General features: G+C 63.8%; 22 protein-coding genes. 9 read left to right on the top strand and 13 right to left on the bottom strand.

The window, feature by feature from the left end:
* Positions 1-246 precede the first annotated feature (246 nt).
* The 9 genes from LK10_RS03600 to LK10_RS03565 form a co-directional block, all read right to left on the bottom strand.
* On the bottom strand, positions 247-1,125 hold the full coding sequence (locus LK10_RS03600) for a type II secretion system F family protein (protein WP_043120090.1): 879 nt from the start codon (positions 1,123-1,125) through the stop codon (positions 247-249).
* A 12-nt stretch (positions 1,126-1,137) separates the two neighbouring features.
* On the bottom strand, positions 1,138-2,079 hold the full coding sequence (locus tag LK10_RS03595; protein WP_043120089.1) for a type II secretion system F family protein: 942 nt from the start codon (positions 2,077-2,079) through the stop codon (positions 1,138-1,140).
* A 4-nt stretch (positions 2,080-2,083) separates the two neighbouring features.
* A complete protein-coding gene (locus LK10_RS03590; protein WP_043120087.1) occupies positions 2,084-3,610 on the bottom strand; it encodes a CpaF family protein in 1,527 nt (508 codons plus the stop codon).
* Positions 3,607-4,803 (bottom strand): AAA family ATPase, encoded by a 1,197-nt coding sequence (locus LK10_RS03585; RefSeq protein WP_043120084.1) that lies wholly within the window; start codon positions 4,801-4,803, stop codon positions 3,607-3,609. Before LK10_RS03585 ends, LK10_RS03590 begins: the two co-directional genes overlap by 4 nt.
* Entirely contained in the window at positions 4,800-5,531 is a 732-nt protein-coding gene (gene cpaB / locus LK10_RS03580; protein ID WP_231567581.1) for a Flp pilus assembly protein CpaB, read from the bottom strand. The genes LK10_RS03585 and cpaB overlap by 4 nt, the downstream gene beginning before the upstream one ends.
* Before the next feature lie 44 nt (positions 5,532-5,575).
* A complete protein-coding gene (locus tag LK10_RS03575; RefSeq protein WP_043120083.1) occupies positions 5,576-6,601 on the bottom strand; it encodes a Tad domain-containing protein in 1,026 nt (341 codons plus the stop codon).
* A complete protein-coding gene (locus tag LK10_RS03570) occupies positions 6,589-6,999 on the bottom strand; it encodes a TadE/TadG family type IV pilus assembly protein (protein WP_052206891.1) in 411 nt (136 codons plus the stop codon). The genes LK10_RS03575 and LK10_RS03570 overlap by 13 nt, the downstream gene beginning before the upstream one ends.
* Positions 6,996-7,145, bottom strand: coding sequence for a Flp family type IVb pilin (locus LK10_RS21155; RefSeq protein ID WP_081998238.1), 150 nt, complete (start codon positions 7,143-7,145; stop codon positions 6,996-6,998). Before LK10_RS21155 ends, LK10_RS03570 begins: the two co-directional genes overlap by 4 nt.
* A gap of 104 nt (positions 7,146-7,249) precedes the next feature.
* Positions 7,250-7,441 (bottom strand): Flp family type IVb pilin, encoded by a 192-nt coding sequence (locus tag LK10_RS03565; protein ID WP_043120080.1) that lies wholly within the window; start codon positions 7,439-7,441, stop codon positions 7,250-7,252.
* 467 nt (positions 7,442-7,908) lie between these two features.
* Here LK10_RS03565 and rplM point away from each other — a divergent pair, with 467 nt between their 5' ends.
* A complete protein-coding gene (rplM, locus tag LK10_RS03560) occupies positions 7,909-8,352 on the top strand; it encodes a 50S ribosomal protein L13 (protein ID WP_043120078.1) in 444 nt (147 codons plus the stop codon).
* Between the two features lie 38 nt (positions 8,353-8,390).
* Entirely contained in the window at positions 8,391-8,894 is a 504-nt protein-coding gene (gene rpsI / locus LK10_RS03555; RefSeq protein ID WP_043120076.1) for a 30S ribosomal protein S9, read from the top strand.
* 52 nt (positions 8,895-8,946) lie between these two features.
* Here the strand turns inward: rpsI and LK10_RS22180 are convergent, their stop codons facing one another.
* Complete coding sequence (locus tag LK10_RS22180; protein WP_197061835.1) at positions 8,947-9,648, bottom strand: hypothetical protein; 702 nt, start codon at positions 9,646-9,648, stop codon at positions 8,947-8,949.
* A gap of 1,111 nt (positions 9,649-10,759) precedes the next feature.
* On the opposite strand from LK10_RS22180, the gene LK10_RS03545 reads away from it, so the two are divergent.
* The 3 genes from LK10_RS03545 to LK10_RS22520 all read left to right on the top strand — a co-directional run bounded on the left by LK10_RS03545 (position 10,760) and on the right by LK10_RS22520 (position 13,440).
* Positions 10,760-12,463, top strand: a complete 1,704-nt coding sequence (locus LK10_RS03545) for a PxKF domain-containing protein (protein WP_043120074.1) — start codon at positions 10,760-10,762, stop codon at positions 12,461-12,463.
* Positions 12,464-12,714: 251 nt separating this feature from the next.
* A complete protein-coding gene (locus LK10_RS03540; protein ID WP_043120073.1) occupies positions 12,715-13,053 on the top strand; it encodes a hypothetical protein in 339 nt (112 codons plus the stop codon).
* Positions 13,054-13,335: 282 nt separating this feature from the next.
* Entirely contained in the window at positions 13,336-13,440 is a 105-nt protein-coding gene (locus LK10_RS22520) for a polysaccharide biosynthesis/export family protein (RefSeq protein WP_231567579.1), read from the top strand.
* A 10-nt stretch (positions 13,441-13,450) separates the two neighbouring features.
* Here the strand turns inward: LK10_RS22520 and LK10_RS03535 are convergent, their stop codons facing one another.
* The gene (locus tag LK10_RS03535) at positions 13,451-13,732 is read right to left on the bottom strand and encodes a hypothetical protein (RefSeq protein ID WP_043120071.1); all 282 of its coding nucleotides are present in this window, start codon (positions 13,730-13,732) and stop codon (positions 13,451-13,453) included.
* Positions 13,733-13,926: 194 nt separating this feature from the next.
* Here LK10_RS03535 and LK10_RS03530 point away from each other — a divergent pair, with 194 nt between their 5' ends.
* From LK10_RS03530 to LK10_RS03520, 3 genes are all read left to right on the top strand, one after another.
* Positions 13,927-14,469 carry a sugar O-acetyltransferase gene (locus tag LK10_RS03530; protein WP_043120070.1) on the top strand — a complete coding sequence of 181 codons (543 nt, stop codon included), beginning with the start codon at positions 13,927-13,929 and terminating at the stop codon, positions 14,467-14,469.
* A 49-nt stretch (positions 14,470-14,518) separates the two neighbouring features.
* Positions 14,519-15,898 (top strand): phosphoglucosamine mutase, encoded by a 1,380-nt coding sequence (gene glmM, locus LK10_RS03525; protein WP_043120069.1) that lies wholly within the window; start codon positions 14,519-14,521, stop codon positions 15,896-15,898.
* A gap of 66 nt (positions 15,899-15,964) precedes the next feature.
* Positions 15,965-17,533 carry a DHA2 family efflux MFS transporter permease subunit gene (locus LK10_RS03520; RefSeq protein ID WP_043120066.1) on the top strand — a complete coding sequence of 523 codons (1,569 nt, stop codon included), beginning with the start codon at positions 15,965-15,967 and terminating at the stop codon, positions 17,531-17,533.
* Here LK10_RS03520 and LK10_RS03515 read toward each other — a convergent pair.
* A complete protein-coding gene (locus LK10_RS03515; protein ID WP_156144011.1) occupies positions 17,530-18,048 on the bottom strand; it encodes a hypothetical protein in 519 nt (172 codons plus the stop codon). The genes LK10_RS03520 and LK10_RS03515 overlap by 4 nt on opposite strands.
* Before the next feature lie 72 nt (positions 18,049-18,120).
* On the opposite strand from LK10_RS03515, the gene LK10_RS03510 reads away from it, so the two are divergent.
* Positions 18,121-19,227: a methyltransferase gene (locus tag LK10_RS03510; protein WP_052206890.1), complete on the top strand. Its 1,107-nt coding sequence runs from the start codon at positions 18,121-18,123 to the stop codon at positions 19,225-19,227.
* Positions 19,228-19,230: 3 nt separating this feature from the next.
* Here LK10_RS03510 and LK10_RS03505 read toward each other — a convergent pair whose 3' ends face one another.
* Positions 19,231-20,307: a transglycosylase domain-containing protein gene (locus LK10_RS03505; RefSeq protein ID WP_052206889.1), complete on the bottom strand. Its 1,077-nt coding sequence runs from the start codon at positions 20,305-20,307 to the stop codon at positions 19,231-19,233.
* Between the last annotated feature and the right edge of the window lie 101 nt (positions 20,308-20,408).

The raw sequence follows: 20,408 nt of genomic DNA, 5'->3' as shown, positions 1-20,408 counted from the left end.
GCCTAGAGGCGCCTCATGCCTCTCGCGTAGTGAAGAGGAACCGCCTCTGAGGGCGGAGCCCCCTCCCGGTTCTGGGTGCCGGGAGAGGACTCCGGATCGTGGGGCCCGCGGCGAACACGGCACGGGCGGGTTTAGCGGTGGGATCATGGCGAAGGAACCTGACGTCCGACGACTTGGAGGATGGTTGTTCTCGTCCCCGAGGATGCCCTGACGAGGCGCTTCTTCGAGGAAGACCATCCCTCAGGGCTAGGAATACATCTTGATGATGTTTATGGCGGCCGGCCCCATCACCGCGATGAACAGTGTGGGGAGGATCGTGAAGATCAGTGGAAACAAAATCTTGACCGGGATCTTCATGGCATGTTCTTCGGCACGTTGCCGTCGCTTCGTCCGCATTTCCTTTGCCTGAGCGCGCATTGTCTTTGCGATCGCGATGCCGTACTGGTCTGCTTGAACGACGGCCCGGATGAAGGATTTGAGATCCGGGAAGGCAGCTCGCTGTGCTAGATCGAGATACGCCTCGCGCCTCGAACGCCCCATCTGAATGTCCTGAAGTGTTCGAATGAATTCGTCTGCAAGCGGCCCATTGCCGTTCTCAGCCGCTCGGGCCATCGCAGCTTCGAATCCCACGCCAGCTTCCACCGAAATCAGCATCTGGTCCAACATGTTCGGCATAGCCCGCTGCATCGCTTCGCGCCGCTTTTGCCCAGTGCTTTCGAGCAACAGGTCAGGCACGAAGTAGGCGAGTACGAGAATACCGAGGCCAAACAGGAACACGATCATCGAGGGCGCACGCAGGAAAAACATCGCTCCCACGGCTGCACCTAGGAGTCCAAGCACCGGCTTGAGAACCAGGATCCGTTCGAGAGGCCACTGTCGTGGACGTCCAGCACCCGCGAGTTTCCGATCCAGGAAGGCCGAGTAGCCTGTCGGCGTGATTTTGCGCGACAATTCGGCGAGCTGTTCGGGAACGGGGCGGCGCGAAGCGCCTGGGACGGCCTTCGTGAGTCCGAGGTTGATCTCAATGGCCCTGCGGGTAGTGCGGTCGGTCGCGACCAGTGCCCACGCGAGATACGAGAGCGGAAGAATGACCGCGAGCATCGCGGTGATGGCAAGTGGCGACATCGGATTCCTCAACTAGTACTTCGGCTTGATCAGTTTCATGAGCCAGACGGCCCCTACGGTCAGGAGTACGGCGCCGACGGCGAGCATGATCCATCCGGGCAGGGACGAGTAGAAGACCGAGGCATAGGTGGGGTTGATGAAGGACAGAACGATCAAGAATCCGATCGGCAGAGAGATCAAGATCCATGCGGACATCTTTCCCTCGGCACTCAGGGCTGACACCTGGCGGTTTAGCTGTGCGCGGTCTTGGATCGTGTCGTAGACGTTGTCGAGAATTTCGGCCAGATTCCCGCCCACCTCGCGCTGCGTTTCGATGGCTTGCGCCGACCAGAGAAAATCCTGACTCTTCATTCGAGCCGCAGCTTCGATGAGGGATTGGACGAGGTCCTTTCCAATGCGAGCCTCGTTGATTACACGCCGCAACTCCTCGCTCATAGGAGCTTCCGCTTCCTCGGCGCCCCCATCGAGAGCGCGCAGCAGGCTGTGACCCGCCCGCATGCTTCCGGCAAGCATTTGGAGGGTGTCGGGAAGCTGTTGGGCGAATTTGGCCTGCCGACGAGAGATCCTGAGGTTGAGCCACAGAAGCAGCCCAATAGGGACCAGGATGAGACCAAGGATCGCGGTCCCCATCCCTCCCAAAAAGAATCCGACGATGGCTCCCAATGCCACAGCGCTGGCCCCCATGAACAGGAAATCGCCTCGGCTGATCCTGAGCCCAGCCTGCTCAAGCTTGCCCGTCGGTACGAGCTTGAAGTCGCGCCCGCGAAGTGAACGATTGATCGCGCCGACCGCCGAGTCCGTCAGCTTGGACAGGGCTGACGACGGCGTGAGGCTTGCTTGGGGACGACGTCGTTCTGGCGCCACCGCTCGGCGAGAGGGAAGGGCCGCGATGACGCCGAACAAACCCCCGCACAACCCAAGCATTCCGACGATAACTATGAGAGTGGAGCTCATTGCCTCACACCCTTCCGAACTGCTGACCGAAGACCGAGGGGCTCAGCTGGATTCCGAGTTCGGCCAGCCGCTCTGTGAACCTAGGCCGCACACCCGTTGGGAGCGGCTTTCCAAGGAACCGGCCGTTTGAGTCGATCCCAGCGCTATAGTCGAAGAGGAATGCGTCTTGGAGGGTGACAATGTCGCCTTCCATGCCTTGTACCTCGGTGACGTGGGTGACGCGTCGAGTGCCGTCCCGAAGGCGACTCAGGTGCACTATGAGGTTCACGGCTGAGGCGACCTGCTCTCGGATGGCGCGTAGCGGCAGGTCCATTCCGGCCATGAGGACTAGCGTCTCAAGACGGGCGATGGCGTCACGCGGAGTATTCGCGTGGACGGTCGAGAGGGATCCGTCATGTCCTGTATTCATCGCCTGGAGCATGTCGAGGGTTTCTCCACCGCGGACCTCGCCGACTACGATCCGATCGGGCCGCATGCGCAGAGAATTCCTGACAAGATCTCGGATGGTGATCGCCCCGTGCCCTTCGATGTTGGGCGGCCGGCTCTCGAGTCGAACGACGTGCTCCTGCTGGAGCTGGAGTTCGACCGCGTCTTCAATGGTTACGATGCGTTCGTCATGCGGGATGAACGACGACAGCACGTTGAGCAACGTCGTCTTACCAGTGCCGGTGCCGCCCGAGACAATGATGTTGAGCCGCGCTTCAACACACGCCTGTAGTAACTCCGCCATCTCGTGGCTGAGTGTGCCGAGCTGCATAAGCTTCGCTACGCTGAGCGCCTCTCGCGAGAACTTGCGGATGGTGAGTGCAGCACCGTTTACGGCGAGGGGCGGGATGATCGCATTGACGCGCGAGCCGTCGGCAAGTCGGGCGTCGACGAGCGGTGATGACTCGTCAATGCGTCGGCCAACCCGCGAGACGATGCGTTCAATCACCCGACGAAGCTGATCTTCAGATGAGAAAGTGGTCTCCGTCGGGTAAAGCTGACCATTGCGTTCTATGTACACCTGATCGGCGCGGTTCACCATCACTTCGGTGACGCTAGGATCATCGAGGTAGCGCTGAATAGGGCCGAGGCCAAGGACGTCGTCCATGACCTCCTCGATGAGCCGGTCCCGTTCGCTCGAGGTCAGGGGAACAGCTTCTTCAACCACCACAGCCCGTAGCTCGCCTCGAACGAAGTCGTGGAGATCAGCTTCACTGAGGCTGCTATCGCTGATGCGGTTGCCGACACGGTCGTAGAGTTCGCCGCTTACCTTCTCCTTGAGATCGCGGAGCGCGTGGCTAGCCCTGACGCTATCTGGGGTCGCATCTTCATGTACGGCGAGCCGGGCCCTGGCGTCAGCAACAGCCTTCGCTTCGACCCGCGTGCTTAAGTTCAATGAACTTGGTACGAGCCCCCGGGAGGTGTCGAGACTTCGGGTGTCGTCAAAGGGAGCGTTCGGCTCGTCCACGGGGATTGAAGGGTTGAGAGTTGACGATGCCGCAGGAGCGCTGGCGCGTAAACCTTGGAGTCGTTGTGAGAGGCTCATTGGAACACCACCCGCCGGTGCAGTTGCTTTCGTTCTTGTTCCCACTGGGGTTTGAAGCGCTCAACGAGTTTCCGAAGCCCCTTGACCGACGCATCGCGAAGTCCGTCTTGGAGAGCCGGCACTCCCCGGTTCGTCGAGAGCGGGATGGCTTTGGAACGGGGGAGGATGACGTCGACGGGGATCCCTATGGTCGCCTCGACGTCCTGGATGGTGATACCCGACTTGCGATCCGCCATGTTGACCACGACGTGCCGGTGCTCAGGGAGCATATGAAGCTCGTCGAGGATCTCAAGGCCGGACTTGAGGCCGCGAACACTGGGAATGTCCATTCCACACACCCAGACAACGTCCGTAGCCTGATCGAGGGTGGCGAGCACATGCTCGCCGAGACCGGGGGATGTATCGATAACGACGTACTGAAATTCCTTGGCAAGTCGCTCGATCAGATCGGAGATCTCCCGGGGCGCAATGCGATCGGCGTCGGCGGGGTTCTTTGGCGCGCAAAGACCGTAGATGCTTGTCGAGTGCGGGGTCAGATACGTCTTTAGCGACAACGCGTCCATTGGACCTTGCACCGCGTCTAGTACGGTGCGCTCGGGGGACATCATGAGGCCGCTCGCCACATCGCCGAATTGGAGGTCGAGGTCCACGACTACCACAGACATCGGGGCGAGCTTTCCGAGCCCTACCGCAATATTTGTGGCGATAGTGGTCTTCCCTACTCCACCCTTTGGAGACATGACAGCAATGACTCTTCCGTGGCCGCTGGCAGGGGCAACCTCTGCACTGGGCGACGGCACCGAGGCGGAGCGCACGGCCGCGACAGCGGCGGCCTGGTCGAGATGTCCTCGGAGCGAGTCGACGTCTGAGTCCGGGGCTATTAGATCTCTCACACCTGAGCGCATGGCCGCGAGTGCAAGCTCGTGGGTCGGCTCTGCGGCATAGACAATGCTGATCTGCGGATAGCGGACGTCGACCGCGGCCGCGAAGTTCAGGACGTCTTCGGAGCGCAGATCCGGACCGAGGACAAGGACCTCGAGGGGCTCACCCACCAGCTGACCAAATACATCGTCGATGCTCGTCGGCAAGAAGTTGGCTTGGAAGGATTGGAGAGCCCCTGGGAGACTGGCGGCTGCGAGTCGGACACGGTGCGCAAAATCAGGCTCAGCAGTGATGGATGCGAAGCGGCTCATTGGAATGCCTTCGTCCGGTCGATGATTCCCGCGTCGCCGTTCTGTGCGGCTGCAGGTTCCTTAGTGAGATAGACCTTCCCGAATTCGGCGGCGTAAATGAGCTTGGCGACATCAGAGGCCGGTCGGGCCAAGGTCACGAGGTAGTCGCCGCTGTTGCTATTCGAGTTCCCGGGACCGGATCCACTTCCGCTGGCTTGGGTTGCATTGTTCTGGGCGGCCGCACCAGTTGAGAGCTGGATGCCAGTCACGAGGACCTTGTTGTAGGTGAACTGGGTCTGCGCGAGCGTGTTGTTCTGTGCGTCGAAGGAAACGATGATGCCAACTGTGTCTCCGGCCGAGAGGGCACCGCCGACCACTCGCTCGATGGGCAGACGAAGGGTGACTTCCTGCATGCCTGCCGGCACATCAACGCGGCCGGGTGCGTGCAGCGACGCGGGATCGACGAATCGGCTGGCAAGAAGCTGTTCACCTGGTTCGAGGGCAACCGAGGCGACCTTGCCCTGGAGGGACGAGAGGTCTGTCACGCTGTCAGCAGGGACCATGCCCTTCGGCATCGGCTTCCTGGCCACGGAGTCCCCCAAGCTTGTCGAGGTAGTCCCCGCGGGGATTAACTTCTGCACGACGTAGACGTCCTGAGTTTCGGTGCTCGCGTAGGCACGCTGGTCGGCGCCATTGACGTAGGTGATGAGTAGAACGCTGCCGATGATTGCAACAATCAGAGCGGCCACGCCTCCCAGTAGGCGGGTCCTCATGGGTTTGCCTCTCTTTGAGATCAATTGCTGAGGTAGACGATGGTTGTCCCGAGGTCTTGGCCGCTACCTTGACCGAAACTCGGGTCCGTAGTGTCGTAGCGAATGAACTGCGCAATAACGCAACGATCATTTCCGCCGCTGCAGGCCAAAGAAGAATTGATGCCGAGGCTGGTTAGAGCAGCCGCCGTGTTTCGGAATGCACCAGGAGTGTTGTTGCTGCCGCCGCCCAGTTTCCATCCGATGATCCGGAGGGTGGCGTATCCAATGATGTGGTATTGCGCTTTTGTTCCCTGCAGTGTGACCGTGTCGAAGATCGGAAAAGTGACGTCAACTTCGCTGCCAGCATTGATCTTGTTAACCCAACTCTGGAGGATCGTTGCGCATCCATTAGGCAGGTCGTTTCCCGGGTCGGAGCCTATGGACGTTTGTCCGGCCGAGGTTGTCGTCTGGCAGTTCGAGTTATCAAGCCATCCCCAGCCGCCTGGCGCCTGCGTCCCTGAAGGGCCGGTGCAGGTCATCCCGGGCTTGTATGCAAACTGCTGAACCTGTCCCACAGATGTGGTCAAAGACTTGAGGTCATAGCAAGAGACTGAGAAGGCGAGGGGGAAGCCGCTTCCCTTCCCCGGGGGCCCCCAAGCAGCCGTGGCCGAAGCCGTCACCATGGCCGACGACTGGCCAAAGATACGAGCAAAGATCAGGGGGAGCCCAGTTCCGGGAGTCTTGGTTCCGACGGTGACGGATTTGGAGGTTGGGAAAGTGACGGATGACGGGACAGCGGAGCCGTCGAGCGAATTTGCGGGGGTGTACTGATTCGCGAGGTTCCATGCATTTCCCGTGCATGTCGAGGGATTCATATTGCAGTTGCTAGCGATGGCGAGGGCCGATGCATCTGCACCGTTCTGGAGTTGAGCCTTGGTATCAGCCATGCGAGCGACATCAATGGCGAAGGCTGTAAACCCGATGAGGCTCACCATGAGGATCGCCACCATGACCGCAATGGCGCCCCGCTCGCGGTCCTGCGCATAGCGTTGCCCTAGCCGCCGCATCGCATCGCTCCAATTCCAGTGATGGCAATCGGCGATTTCAGGCCGAACCAGGAACCCGTGAGGAGTGGGATCTGGGCTGTCGCCGTTGCCTTGACTTGGGAGCCGGCGGCACAGGTGCTCGGTGAGTATGTGACCGAAATCGAGTAGCCCGGCGACATTGCGTTGGCAGCAGCCGTACCGTCGGCGATGGGGTTGGTGCCGGTGTCCACAGCCATCGTGCGTGCCGCGACTCGCGCTGCATTCGTGAGTTCGATCTGGGCGTTATAGAGGTGAGAGAACTCGATAATGCCGAAAACAAGAGCGATCAGGATTGGCACCACGAGCGCGAACTCGACAGCCGCGGCCCCACGCTCGCGGGAGTGGCGTTCACCCGTCCTTCCGTTCCCCTTGAGCTTCATGGCGTGAAGCCCGCGATGGCGGAGTTGAATCCCGGCAGCAGCGCGGGCCCGACGAGTGTAACTGCTCCGAAGACCGCGACCGCGATGAGGGTGACTAGGAGGCTGTACTCGACGGAAGATGCCCCCCGCTCCTTTTCTTCGTCCACGTTCGCTCCTCTAGCTCATTTGTTGATGCCTTGGACTGGCGACGGAGTGGGGCGCCATTTTTGGCGCCCCACAACCACCAGTTCGTCGCCTGAATTTCGGAAGTTCAGGGGAGAGCGTTGACGACGGTCTGGAATGCGTTGTTGATCTGCCCGCCAAGGGTGGAGACGATGCCGACGATGACGGCCGCAATCAACGCGACAAGGAGGCCATATTCAACCGCGGTAGCGCCCTTCTCCTTATCCGTCCGAGTGATGTCGTTCCAGAAAGCGAGGAGGGAGACCATGAAAGCGTTCATTTGGTTTGATCCTTTGCCAGAGAAATGGTTGCCGGCTCCAGGGCGACGGACCCCCAATTCGAGCGCCGTCGGGAACTGGCAAAACAAAACTCTCACTGGCGCGAGAAGTTGACCATCCGTAATCGGTACTCGACTTTTTCTGCGAACTGGGCGCGTGGGGTACTTGTCAGGCTCTGAGTAGTACTCGGTTTGTACTGTGGTACGCGGAAGCGGCCCAAGCTGTTCCGGCGTCCGATCCTGCTTTTGACCCATGCGGCGGAGGCAGGTAGTCTTGATTGCTGTTGTGCGTGTCCTACCTCGATGGCACGTGTCCCGTCGGTGTCCAGTTGCAGGACTCACCAGCCGGCGGGCGCATTCGAGGCTCAGGGATGACTGGTCGGTAGAGCCCTCACCTCTTCTCCGGTAGCGCACGAAGTAACAGGTGCACCTCACGGCGCCTACCAAGACCGAGAACGAAGGCAATAACTGTGCGTACGTACACTCCGAAGCCCGGCGACGCCGACCGTCAGTGGCACGTCATCGACGCCACCGATGTCGTCCTTGGTCGTCTTGCCAGCCAGACCGCAACACTGCTGCGCGGGAAGCACAAGCCGACCTACGCGCCCCATATGGACATGGGCGATTTCGTCATCATCATCAACGCCGACAAGGTCGCCCTCACCGGTGCCAAGCTCGACCAGAAGCGCGCTTACCGCCACTCGGGTTTCCCAGGCGGTCTGACCAGCGTCACCTACGCTGAGCTCCTCGAGAAGAACCCGGTTCGCGCGGTCGAGAAGGCCATCAAGGGCATGCTTCCCAAGAACAAGCTGGCCGCCCAGCAGCTGTCCAAGCTCAAGGTCTACGCGGGTCCGAACCATCCGCATCAGGCGCAGCAGCCGAAGACCTTCGAGATCAACCAGGTTGCCCAGTAGTCCTGGCCACTAACCAAGAATTCATCAAGGAGAACATTGTGGCTCAGAACGAAGAGCTGAACACGGCCGCTGAGGCCGAGGAGAACCTGACTAGCTACACCTCGGAGAGCGCGCCTGCGACCGAGACTGCCAAGCGCGAGCGCCCGGCCCTCACGGTCGCAGGTGCCGCGGTCGGCCGTCGCAAGCAGGCCGTCGCCCGCGTTCGCGTCGTCCCAGGCTCGGGCCAGTGGACGATCAATGGCCGCACGCTTGAGAACTACTTCCCGAACAAGCTGCACCAGCAGGAAGTCAACGATCCGTTCAAACTCCTCGACCTTGAGGGCGCCTACGACGTCATCGTCCGCATCCACGGCGGTGGTCCCTCGGGTCAGGCCGGCGCAGTCCGTCTCGGCGTGTCTCGCGCCCTCAACGGGATCGACGTTGAGAACAACCGCCCAGCCCTTAAGAAGGCTGGCTTCCTGACCCGCGACGCCCGCGTGGTCGAGCGCAAGAAGGCTGGTCTCAAGAAGGCCCGCCGCGCACCGCAGTACTCGAAGCGCTGATCTCAGCTTCTTGCCAAGGCCCGCCCCATTATTTGTGGGGCGGGCCTTTTATTCAGCTGCGCACGAAGAGAACGGCCGCCCCGTCGCCAGCTGTTCGCCGCCAAGCTTGGTTGTGCTGAAGATACTGTGCAAGTCCACTGGTGGGCGGGACTAGAACGCATCCGGCGCCCTCGAGGCCCTGTTCGAGGTCCCCCTTGCCGTCGATAATCTGTTTGTCTTTCAGGACACGTTCGCTCCCGTAGAGGTCGTTTCGGGAATCGAGCGAAACAGGGACGTCAGGCCGTTCTAGCATAACGAATCCACCGATTTCGTATGAGTTGAACAGCTTGCACCCTGACGGAATGGCGTTCACCACCGAGGATGAATATCGACCGGGGTCGGGGCGGCCAACGTGTGCCAGATTTGGGAAAGTGACTGCTGCCGCCGCCACGACAATCGCAACGGCTCCATTCGCGAGCATGATGCGCCGGGAGTACGTGTAACGTCGCACGACGGGGTGGGACGCGAACGCGGCCAAGACGGGGACCGCCAACAGCAACAAGATCGGGAGGATTCTGATGGCAGTGATGCTCCCGGTCACCGCGATGCTAAGCGCGCCAGCGAAGGCGGTGTCCTTCCGGTAGAGGGCGATTGCAAGGCCCGCCACACCCAGTCCAAGCATGATCATCTGGATTGGATCGGCAATGTTGACGTGGTCCCATTCAGTGATAATCCCGGCAGAGGCGCTCTGCACTTGTCCCGTCTGGGCGACCACGCCAATGCCATACGGGTTGAGGCACGAACCGACGGCAGCCACCGCTAATGCGGCGATACACCAACCCACGCGCGGCCGAGTTACCCGCCGAATCGACGCGAGAACTGTGACTGCGCCGACAATAGCGACCCCAAAGAGCGCGCCCGCATGCAGATTGACCCATGCGATCACGAGAAGGCCGACTGCGGCTATGTGCCAAGCGCGTGGTCGGCCGGCTACGAGAGGCTGCAGCAGAAGTACGAGCACTAGGACGGCGATGTAATCAACCAGCTGGGGCCGTGCAGAGAACCAACCAATCAGCAGAGGCGACGTAAGGAACACAATTGCGCCGGCCATGACGGCAGTCGCCCCTAGTTTCCTAGACAGGAAGAGCATTAGGCCCGTGACTGCTACGACAAATGCTGCGCCCGCGAGGGCGACGCCGGGTAACGCGGCGACTCGGTAAGCGAGGGCGACGATGACGTTGAAACCCCAGGAATTCAGCGTCCACGGTTGGCCCTTGGCGGTCCAAGAGAATGGGTCGGCGGTAGGGAGGCTTTTCTGAGTCAGGGTGAGCAGGCCCGTGCGTACCTGCCAAAAGGTGTCTGATTCGCTCAAGGTGCTAGCGCGAAGGAGCCCGAACGGAACGGTCGCGAGCCAGGCGAGCAGCCATTGTCTGCCGCTCATCCATTTGAACAGTCGGTGAGTGCCGCTGTGAGGCCTTTCCCTATCGGGAATGGCCCCCGGAGCGTACTGATCCCCATCCGGCTGGGCGAAGGGCGCTGATGCCCTCTGCTCGGTCTTAGCGGCGTGACTCAAACCTGCCCCCCTGATTTTCCAGAGCGCTTCCGGCGGCACCTGCAGCGCGCCGCACTCTAGTGGTTCTCAACTGCCAAGATCCAAACTAGGGTGCGCTGCAAGCGACGCACCATATGTCGGGGAGAAACGAGTACCACCTGAGGAAAGCCAAGTAGCAGCCTCGACCACTCGCCCAGAACCGGGTGAAAACGCGGAAAAGTCGAGTACTCGGTACCCCCGGCCAAGTGGTGCGCAGCATAGTTGCCTCTGGATACCGTCTGGCTCATGCCCCGTCTGGGCACCGCTATCGCACTCGACGGAAAGCTGGACTTCAGTGACCAAGAAACGAACTCTTGCGGCCGCCTCGGCAGCGACTGCAATCCTTCTCGCCTCCGGCGCCACGGCGGCGCTGGCCGACAACGCTGTCGCCGACGGCGACCTCGCCACGTCTGGGACGCAGACGAGCGTCAGCCTCGGAACCATCCCCTGCAACGTGCCGACGCCAGCGTCGATTGGCGTGTGGGCCACGCGCAACGGCCAAGGCACCCAGGTCTACGCGAACGGGGCTTCGCTCGGCGTGTCCGTCTCCCAGGCAGCAGCTGGCGTCTCCGTGGGCACAGCCACTCCCATTGCTCTCCAGAGCAACTGGGTGTCCCTTGCCAACAACGCGGTGAGTGCTGAGACGAAGGTGCCGCTCACCGTCACTCCGACCGCTAGCGGCAGCGCCAGTGAAACCTTGGTGCTCGCGCTCTCGGGCAACGGCTCGACGGGCGGCACTGTCTCCCGGACGGTGAGCCTCGGCGTTACGTGGAACACGGATTGCACTCCGGCTCCGGCGCCTGACCCGACTCCGACGCCTGACCCGACTCCGACTCCCACCCCGGTCAACACCGCGCCGACGACGCCTGGTTCGCCGGTTGCAACATCCCCCATCAACCGGGGCGGTTTCGGGCTCTCGTGGGCTCCCTCGACCGACGCAGAGGGCGACGCCTTCACCTACACCCTCCAAGGCAAGAACGCGTCTGACGCCGGTTGGCAGACCATTGCAAGCGGTCTTACCTCGCCGTCGTACTCGTTCACCGCCGGCAACCCGGGCGAGGGCACCTGGGTCTACCAGGTCCAGGCGGTCGAGACCTCGACCAGCCCGGCGCTCTCGAGCGCCTTTAGCCAGAGCTCGGCAACCGTCACGGTCGACCGTACGGCTCCGAATCCGCCTCTCGCCAGCCCGGACAACCCCGCCGCCTACAACGACGGCACGACGAGCTGGTGGAAGGGCAGCGTCACCGTGAGCTTCGCTGGCAACGGTGACCCCGCGCTCGCCGACGGTTCGCCCGGCAGCGGCGTGGCTGAGGTCAGCAGCCCGCAGAACTTCTCGGACGCCGGCTCGTTCACCGCAACGGGGACTGCGACCGACGTCGCGGGCAACGTCTCTGCGCCGACCCAGTTCTCCGGGAAGATCGACAATCAGGCTCCGACCGTCAGCGCGACCTGCCCCTCGAACATCGTCATCGGCTCTGCCGCGACCGCCGCGTGGACGGCGGTCGACGAGGTCGGCGGCTCCGGCCTCGCCACGCCGTCGTCGGGAACGGTTGCGCTCGATACCTCCTCGATAGGCAGCCACACGGCCACCATCCCGGCAGGAACAGCGTCCGATAACGTGGGCAACACGAGCGCCGAAGCGACCTGCGACTACAACGTGATCTACAACTTCGCCGGCTTCTTCCAGCCCGTCACCATGACCGGCATGAACGTCGCGAAGGCAGGCAGCGCGGTGCCGATCAAGTTCAGCCTGAACGGCAACTACGGCCTCGGTATCCTGAGCGGAACGCCGCAGTTCAATGTAAGTGGAACGGCACAGCCGGGAGACTCCGTGAGCGCGGTTACCGCCGGCTCGAGCTCCCTGAGCTACGACCCGACGACCGACCAGTACGTCTACGTCTGGAAGACGGACAAGGCATGGGCGGGCCAGAGCGGCACGCTGAAGGTCACGCTCAATGACGGAACGACGCACACCGCGCAGTTCTCGTTCACCAAGTAACAAATCACGACGACGGCGGGGCGGCTCATCAGCCGCCCCGCCGCCTTGTCGTCTGGACAGTCCCGTACGGGTAGTTCGCCGAGTAGTGGCTGCCCCACCTGCGTACCGCCGGAACGGGACTAGGTGTCGCTCGTCAAAGGAGTCGCGTAGCAGTTACTGAGGACAGGCCCCTCCGCTGTGGCTGTACTGGAGGTAGGAGGGATCAGAGGCTGGCAAAGGTGCACGCCCTGGTTCGGGCAGGGGGTAGCAAGGTGTCTGTCACAGTCGGCTTCTGGCCAGAGATTCTTACCGTCACGCGAGCGAAGAACGCGAACATCCGAGCCGAATGGCTTGTGCTGGTTTCAATCCATCCCGACGGAACCCCTGGCGTAGGCGTCCGCATCGACGCCGAGCCCGGCCAGCTGCTGCCGCCGCAGGCAGTGCACTGGGCTGTTGGGCATGTGAGGACCGATACCAAGTCGAAGAGCATCGTCGCAGTAGTTGACGCCGATGTCCCGCCCGAAAGGGCTGAGTCGATCCGCGGCCAGATCTCCGACGAGGCAGCGCGCTTCGGCATGAGGCTCCAGCCGTCCCAACTTTCCGGCAGGTGAAACCTCGGCAACGGTATTGCAGGATCTGTCAGTAAATTGTCAATGCCCGGCCTCCTCTTGTGCCCAGTTCAGGGGTCACCATTGAGGAAGGGCGATTCAAGAAGCCGGGCGCCCATTATCTTGCGGGCAGACGCCTGATAGGACCTGAGCACGATGAGCAGCAGAGCTGATGATAGTTTGCGGGCTTTCCTCCGGCACGAGCACGGGCAGACTCCCGTCTATCGGCCAGGAGAGCATTGGCCGCCGCCAACGCGGCTTGGCCGGGATAACCGGGCCACCCGGATGCGGGAGCATCTCCTCGGCGATCTGAGAGCCGCCGGCCTCACCGAGGATCAGGCGCGGGCAGAAGCCGAGCGGATCCTCGCGGGAGACGTCTGGGGCGGCTGAGCCAGCTCGGCTAGAGCGGGCCCACGCCTTCGCGTGCAAGGTCGTGGAGCAGCTGGTGGTAGCTCGCGAGGGCGAGCGGAGGCGCTTGGTGCAGGTCGGCGAAGGTCGCGCGCGGACGGTCCACCCGATAGAGGGCGAGGATGGCGCGGTCTTCCTCGTCGTCGCCCAACGTGTGGTAGGCCCCGATCCGGCACCCCGCGGCTAGCGCTTGCGCATATTGGCCCAGCCGGTCCGGCGGCATGGGGATTCCTGCCCTGTTCCAGATTTGGACTACATCCTGAGTGTCCAACATGGCCCAGCCCTCCTAGATCCTGCCGGTCGGTGCTTCAACTCTCCCAACTCGCCGTACTCACAAACCACACTTGTCCGTACTCGAATTTCGCACCCGACCACTGGTCCTATTGGAGCACCAGAAAATCGCCCGTCGTGGACCTTCGAGGCGTGTCTCCTGATCGCTCTTCAGACGCCTTGCGGGACGATGGGGGAGTGTCCAGCAATCGCTTCATGCGCATCCACAGCCCCGAATTCAAGGCGATGAGTGAGAGGGTTCTTCGGGTGACCGAGCTGACCTCAAGGCTGAACGTCCTGCCCTTCGACGACGAGGCCGGCAAGGCCGAGCTGCTCGAGCGGATCTTGGGCCGTCCACTGCCGCCGCGCGTCACGATCTACCCGCCGTTCTACACCGACCACGGGCTCAACCTCGACCTCGCCGAGCGAGTATTCATCAACCAGGGCTGCACGTTCTTGGATTACGCGGGCATCCGGCTGGCGGAACGCGTGATGGTGGGCCCGAAGGCCACATTCATCACGAGCGGCCACCCCGTCGATCCCGAGGAGCGGCGTGTCTGGCTCACTGGCGCACCCATCGAAGTCGAGGAGAACGTGTGGATTGGCGCCGGCGCGACGATCCTGCCAGGGGTCACCATTGGGCGGGATTCGGTAATTGCCGCGGGCGCGGTCGTGGCCGACGACGTGCCGCCGGCCAGCCTCGTGACCGGCACCAAGGCGAGCGTGCGGCGACAGTGGTGATCAGGGTCCCGGGTCAGCTTCCTTGCCCCAGCCCCGTAGACTGGTCCCGATGACTAGGCTCTTCGGAACGGACGGCGTCCGCGGGCTGGCCAATGGCCTGCTGGACGCGCAGTTGGCACTCAGGCTGTCCCAGGCGGCCGCTGTCGTGCTCGGACACAGGGAGGTTCCCGACGGCACCCGGCCGCGCGCCGTCGTCGCCCGGGATCCGCGCGCAAGCGGTGAATTCCTGAGCTCGGCGGTCGAAGCCGGCCTGGCAAGTGCTGGCGTGGACGTCTACAACGCCGGTGTCCTTCCGACGCCGGCGGCCGCGTACCTCGTGGCTGACCTCAAGGCCGATTTCGGGGTCATGATCTCCGCCTCGCACAACCCTGCCGCGGACAATGGCATCAAGTTCTTCGCCCGCGGTGGCCACAAGCTTCCAGACGAGGTCGAGGACGCGATCGAGGCCGAGCTCGCGTGCGAGCCGGTTCGGCCGACGGGCGATGGAGTCGGCCGCGTGCGCCGCTTCGCAGACGCAGAGGACCGCTACATCGTCCACCTCCTCACGACCCTCCCGCACCGACTGGACGGCCTGACGGTCGTCCTCGACTGCGCGAACGGGGCCGCTTCCGGCTGCTCGCCTCAGGTGTTCAAGGACGCCGGCGCGAACGTGATCGTCATCGGCGCGGAACCGGACGGGATCAACATCAACGAGGGTGTCGGGTCGACGCATCTAGAGGCCCTCCAGGCCGCGGTGGTCGCCCACGGTGCCGATCTCGGCGTGGCGCACGACGGCGACGCCGACCGCTGCCTCGCCGTGGACCACGAGGGCAACGTCGTGGACGGCGACCAAATCATGGCCATCCTCGGCATCGCCCTCAAACAGGACGGCCGCCTGCGCGAGGACGTTCTCGTTGCGACCGTGATGAGCAACCTCGGCCTCAAGATCGCCTTGCGCGAGGCAGGCATCACCATCCGCGAGACCGCCGTCGGCGACCGCTACGTCCTCGAGGAGATGCGCGCCAACAACTACTCCCTTGGCGGGGAGCAGAGCGGCCACGTCATCTTCCTCGACTACGCGACGACGGGCGACGGCGTCCTGACCGGCCTCCAGCTCGCTGCCCAGATCGCGAAGACCGGCAAGCCGCTCAAGGAACTCGCCGCCGTCATGACCCGGCTTCCGCAGGTGCTCATCAACGTGAAGGGCGTCGACAAGTCGCGAGTCAAGGAGGACGACGGCGTGCGCCTCGCCGTGGCGGAGGCTGAGGTTGAGCTCGGCGAGACCGGGCGGGTCCTCCTGCGCCCTTCCGGCACCGAGCCCGTGGTGAGGGTCATGGTCGAGGCCGCGGACGAGGAAACGGCGCAGTCGATCGCGCAACGGCTCGCCGCCGTCGTCGAACGCCGGCTTTCCCTCGCGCTCAACGACACCGAATCGGTGCGCCCGGCCTAGACGGACCGCCCTCCGGGTGGCCAACTCGAGCGCGGGCGCCTTATCAAAAGAAAAGACGGCCCAGCCATGATTACCACTCGTGAGACCCATACGAAGGAGACCCGACCGTGGCCCGCGCTCTGGGCGCTGGTCATCGGCTTCTTCATGATCCTGATCGATACGACCATCGTCTCGGTCGCAAATCCGTCGATCCAGACCGGGCTGTCGACAACCACCGACAACGTCATATGGGTCACGAGCGCCTACCTGCTCACGTACGCGGTCCCGCTGCTCGTGACGGGGCGGCTTGGCGACAGGTTCGGGCCGAAGAACATCTACCTGATCGGCCTGGTGGTTTTCACCCTGGCCTCGCTCTGGTGCGGCCTGTCCAACCTCCTGCCGGGTAGCGGGATCGCGAACCTGATCGTCGCCCGCGCGGTCCAAGGCCTCGGCGCCGGGCTCATGACCCCGCAGACCATGGCGGTCATCACGCGCACCTTCCCGCCCGAAAAGCGCGGAACGGCGATGGCCCTCTGGGGCGCGACAGCCGGCTTCGCCACGCTCGTGGGCCCGATCCTCGGCGGCCTGCTCGTCGACGGGTTGGGCTGGGAGTGGATCTTCTTCATCAACGTCCCGATCGGCGTCGTCGCCTTCGTCATGGCCGCGATGCTGGTGCCCCGCCTGGAGACCCACAGCCACAGCTTCGACTGGCTCGGCGTGCTTCTTTCGGCGGCAGGAATGTTCTTCCTGGTCTTCGGCCTTCAGGAGTCGAACACCTACAACTGGAATGGCTGGGTGTGGGCATCCGTCATTGCCGGTGTCGCCTTCCTCGTGCTGTTCGTGGTGTGGCAGGCCCTGAACCGGAAGGAGCCGCTGCTTCCGCTCAGCTTGTTCAAGGACCAGAACTTCTCACTCGCGAATGGGGCAATCTCGGCGGTCGGCTTCGCGATTACGGCGATGTTCATTCCGCTGATCTACTTCTTCCAGGCCGTGCGCGGGATGACACCGCTCGAGTCGGCCCTCATGGGAACACCCTCGGCAGTGCTGACGATGATCCTCGCCCCGATCGCCGGTCGCCTCACAGACCGGGTGCACCCGCGCTACCTCGTCGTTCCGGGCGTGATCCTGGTCGGAGTCGGGATGTGGCTCTACTCCGCGATGCTCTCCCCGAGCATCGCCTGGGGCCTACTGCTCGTGCCTTCGTTTGTGATGGGTCTGGGCAGCGCGTTCATGTGGGGTCCGATCGCGACCACGGCGAACCGCAACCTGCCGCTGCGCGCAGCCGGAGCCGGCTCGGGCGTGTTCAACACGACCCGGCAGGTCGGTGCGGTCATCGGCTCGGCAGCTCTTGCCGCGCTCATGACGAGCCGTATCAGCACCGATATCAAGGCCGCGCTCCCTCCCGGAAGCCAGGCGGGGGGCCAGCTGACTTCCTCGAACTCGACCGTCCTGCCGGCGTTCCTTCACGATGCCTTCACCCACGCCATGAGCGAGACACTGATCCTGCCGGCATCCGTCGTGCTGATCGCTGCGGTGTGCGCGCTCTTCTTCGCCAAACCGCACCACCTTCGTGCGGAACAGGAGCAGTCTGTCGACGCCGCAAGCAGCCAGGACTCCCGCGGCGCGTCTGCGGGCGGCCAGGTGGAGACGGACTAACTGGGCGCTGCAACTGTTGGGATCCGCCACAGCCCGACCACGTAGCTTCCCAGAGCGACGGCGAAGAGCGAGGCCATGATCATTGAGCTGAAGTCCTCGCCGTAGTTCAGGAAGCTCCCGCCGTTGAAACCGGCGCCCAGAACCGCGAGGAATCCCACTGTCGTGCTGACGACGGCGGCGCGGCTCCCACTGCGTGTCGCCGTGAGCAGCGCGGCCAGCGCCGTCAGGACCAAGGCCAAGCCCAAGCCCGCGTGGAGAGCGAGCCAGATGCCGCCATGGGCCAGCGCCCATGCAACGCTCTGAGCGACGCCGCTGAAGTATTCGGGTGGTTTGGCCCCCGGGTGGTCGGCGGGGACCTTGACGAACAGGTTTACCGCCATCCCGAGCAGGAACTGGCACAGGAGCGCGAGGGAGAGTGCCAGTTCGAGGCGGCGAACCGCGCGGATGCGGCCAGTTTCGCTGGGCAAGGCCAAGCGCTGGCGGTTCCGCACGCGGTCTCTTCTCATTGCGGACATGGCGCGATGCTACTGCCGCTTGAGTTTGAGGAGGAGGCCCTGCGGAGCGTCATTCACCCCTAGTCTTGGTGCATGCGCCAGCCGCCGCCCGCCGTCGTCCGTCAGGTCCTTCTCAGGCCCGCGCTCGTCCGCGGCGTGCAGCGGCTCAGCGCGGCCCTCGGCCGCGCGGGGAGTGCGCTGCAACCGCCGCAGGCGCGCTTCCTCCAGCTCACAGGTGGAGTCGGTTCGATCATGCTCATGCGCGCGGCAGTGCAGACGGGGCTCGTCGAGCCGCTCGCGAGCGGGCCGCTCACCGCTGGGGCGATCGCAGCGCGACTGGGCCTCCACGCCGACACGGTTCACCGGGTCCTCCGGGGCCTCGCCGTTTACGGCCTGGCCCGCCTTGACCGGGCCGGCCGCTTCTCGCTCACCAAGACGGGGCGCCTGCTCCTCGACAGCCACGAGCACACCATGGCCGGCTGGATCCGCTACATGACCTCGCCGATGGTCATCGAGGGGTGGTCGCGACTTCCCGAGACGCTGCGGGACGGGCGCCCGGCCTTCAATGCCGCGACGGGTACTACCATCTGGGAGCATCTCGCGCAGCATCCTGACGAGGAAGAGGGCTTCGCGCGGACCATGCGCGAGCTCACCCTCATGGCCGCGCCCCTCATCGTTGCGGCGTATCCGTGGCCCGAGGAGGGAACCGTGTGCGACGTGGGCGGCGGCGTGGGGTCGATGCTTGCGGAGGTGCTGCGGGCGCGGCCGGGGCTCTCCGGCGTTCTCGTCGACCAAGCCGGCCCTCTAGCCGGCGCGGGCGAGTACCTTGCGTCGCGGGGCGTGGAAGGGCGCGTGCGCGCGGTTGAGGGGGACCTGTTCGAGGGATTCTCGGCCGATGCGGACATCTACCTGCTCAAGGACGTCCTCCACGATTGGGACGACGAGCAGTGCGGGCGAATCCTCGCGACAGTCCGTGCGGCCGCCTCCGCCGGTGCGCGACTGCTCGTGCTCGAATGGCTCCAGGAGCCGAATCGCGCCGAATTCCCCGTCTCGATCTCGGACATCATGATGCTTGCCCAGACGGAGGGCCGGCAGCGTTCGGCCGAGGAGTTCTTCGCCCTCGCGGCGCCCGTAGGATTTGCCCCGGGCCGCGTCATCGACACCGGAGCCTACGGAATCGTTGAGCTGGTCGCGGTGTGAGGCTTAGCCGACGCCCTCGGACTGCAGCCGCTTCGCCACGTCCTGAGGCATCGTCGAACAACCGTCCGAGTTGCCCTCCGTTGCCGCATGGTCCGCTGCGGTATCGGTGATTCCGATCGTCTTGACGGCGGCCTGCCAACCGCCCATTCCTTCGAGCTGCCGCGGGACCCAGACATTCGCCGCGCCGTTGATGAGGTCCACCGCCTCCGGGTTCGCCGTCGCGCTGATATCGAGCCCGCCGCCCGGCGCACGCCGCACGTTGTCCGGGTCCGGCAGCACTCCCATGAGCTGCTCCGACTCGTATTGCGTGAGCTGGGACGGCGGCGCGTTGAAGTAGTACCAGCTCGCCGCGCAGATCCCGAACAGCTTCGGCCCGAACTGCGCGTAGTTGAGGTACAGCTCCATGATCCGTTCCTTGGGCAGGAGGAAGTCGAACTCCTCCGAGAGGCCTGCCTCGATGCCCTTGCGGATCGGGTCCTGGCTCGGCCACAGGAAGATGTTCTTCACGAGCTGCTGAGGGACGGTCGAGCCACTTGGGTCTGGCTGGCCGGAGCCGAACGCCTGCGCGCGGGCCATGAAGTCGTCGATCGAGAAGGCACCGACGCGGGTGCCGAGCTGCTCGTCCTCGTGCGCGACCACCGAGGCGATGGTGTAACGGCTGATGTGGTCGATCGAGACGTACTGGTAGACGATGGGCTCGCCGGCCTCGATCATGAACGCGGTGCGCGGGGGAGTGATCCAGTTGTACGCGATGGTGGTGACCAGACTCGCAACGATCGCGATGACGGCGACGATCGCCGTGAGCCGGAGGGCCCGCCGGAACCGGCCGCGCGGCTTCCTCACCTTCCCGGATTTGGACCTCGGCGGCCGGGGGAAGCGCGGCAGCCGCTCTCGCCGGCGTCGCTCGCGAGGTTCCCGGTCCTCCGGCTCAAGCGGGGTGAGAGCCGGCAGACGACGGCGGTCGCCCCACCCCTGCGCCGGGGGCGCCGAGGGCTCGGCCTCCACGGGGCCCAAGGGCGTGACCCCACGTCCATGGACGCGGGGAGGCGGCAGCGGCGTCGTGTCGGCCTGGTAGTCCATGGTGAGTGGCTCCTGAGGGTAGCGAGGTTGGTCCCATGGAGAGGGCGGGCCGGGTCAGTCTAGGCGAAGAACCTCAAAGCAAACGGCCGCCCACCTCGGAA

Source organism: Sinomonas humi, assembly GCF_000802235.1.
Lineage (GTDB): Bacteria > Actinomycetota > Actinomycetes > Actinomycetales > Micrococcaceae > Sinomonas > Sinomonas humi.
Note: the sequence above shows the minus strand (reverse complement) of the source record. Positions and strands in the feature narration are given on the sequence as shown.

Bases quoted from the DNA above. Each gene is read 5' to 3' on its own strand.
- LK10_RS03600 (WP_043120090.1), bottom strand. From the start codon at position 1,125: ATGTCGCCACTTGCCATCACCGCGATGCTCGCGGTCATTCTTCCGCTC.
- LK10_RS03595 (WP_043120089.1), bottom strand. From the start codon at position 2,079: ATGAGCTCCACTCTCATAGTTATCGTCGGAATGCTTGGGTTGTGCGGG.
- LK10_RS03590 (WP_043120087.1), bottom strand. From the start codon at position 3,610: ATGAGCCTCTCACAACGACTCCAAGGTTTACGCGCCAGCGCTCCTGCG.
- LK10_RS03585 (WP_043120084.1), bottom strand. From the start codon at position 4,803: ATGAGCCGCTTCGCATCCATCACTGCTGAGCCTGATTTTGCGCACCGT.
- LK10_RS03575 (WP_043120083.1), bottom strand. From the start codon at position 6,601: ATGCGGCGGCTAGGGCAACGCTATGCGCAGGACCGCGAGCGGGGCGCC.
- LK10_RS03570 (WP_052206891.1), bottom strand. From the start codon at position 6,999: ATGAAGCTCAAGGGGAACGGAAGGACGGGTGAACGCCACTCCCGCGAG.
- LK10_RS03565 (WP_043120080.1), bottom strand. From the start codon at position 7,441: ATGAACGCTTTCATGGTCTCCCTCCTCGCTTTCTGGAACGACATCACT.
- LK10_RS22520 (WP_231567579.1), top strand. From the start codon at position 13,336: ATGCGGGAGCATCTCCTCGGCGATCTGAGAGCCGCCGGCCTCACCGAG.
- LK10_RS03535 (WP_043120071.1), bottom strand. From the start codon at position 13,732: ATGTTGGACACTCAGGATGTAGTCCAAATCTGGAACAGGGCAGGAATC.
- glmM (WP_043120069.1), top strand. From the start codon at position 14,519: ATGACTAGGCTCTTCGGAACGGACGGCGTCCGCGGGCTGGCCAATGGC.
- LK10_RS03520 (WP_043120066.1), top strand. From the start codon at position 15,965: ATGATTACCACTCGTGAGACCCATACGAAGGAGACCCGACCGTGGCCC.
- LK10_RS03515 (WP_156144011.1), bottom strand. From the start codon at position 18,048: ATGTCCGCAATGAGAAGAGACCGCGTGCGGAACCGCCAGCGCTTGGCC.
- LK10_RS03510 (WP_052206890.1), top strand. From the start codon at position 18,121: ATGCGCCAGCCGCCGCCCGCCGTCGTCCGTCAGGTCCTTCTCAGGCCC.
- LK10_RS03505 (WP_052206889.1), bottom strand. From the start codon at position 20,307: ATGGACTACCAGGCCGACACGACGCCGCTGCCGCCTCCCCGCGTCCAT.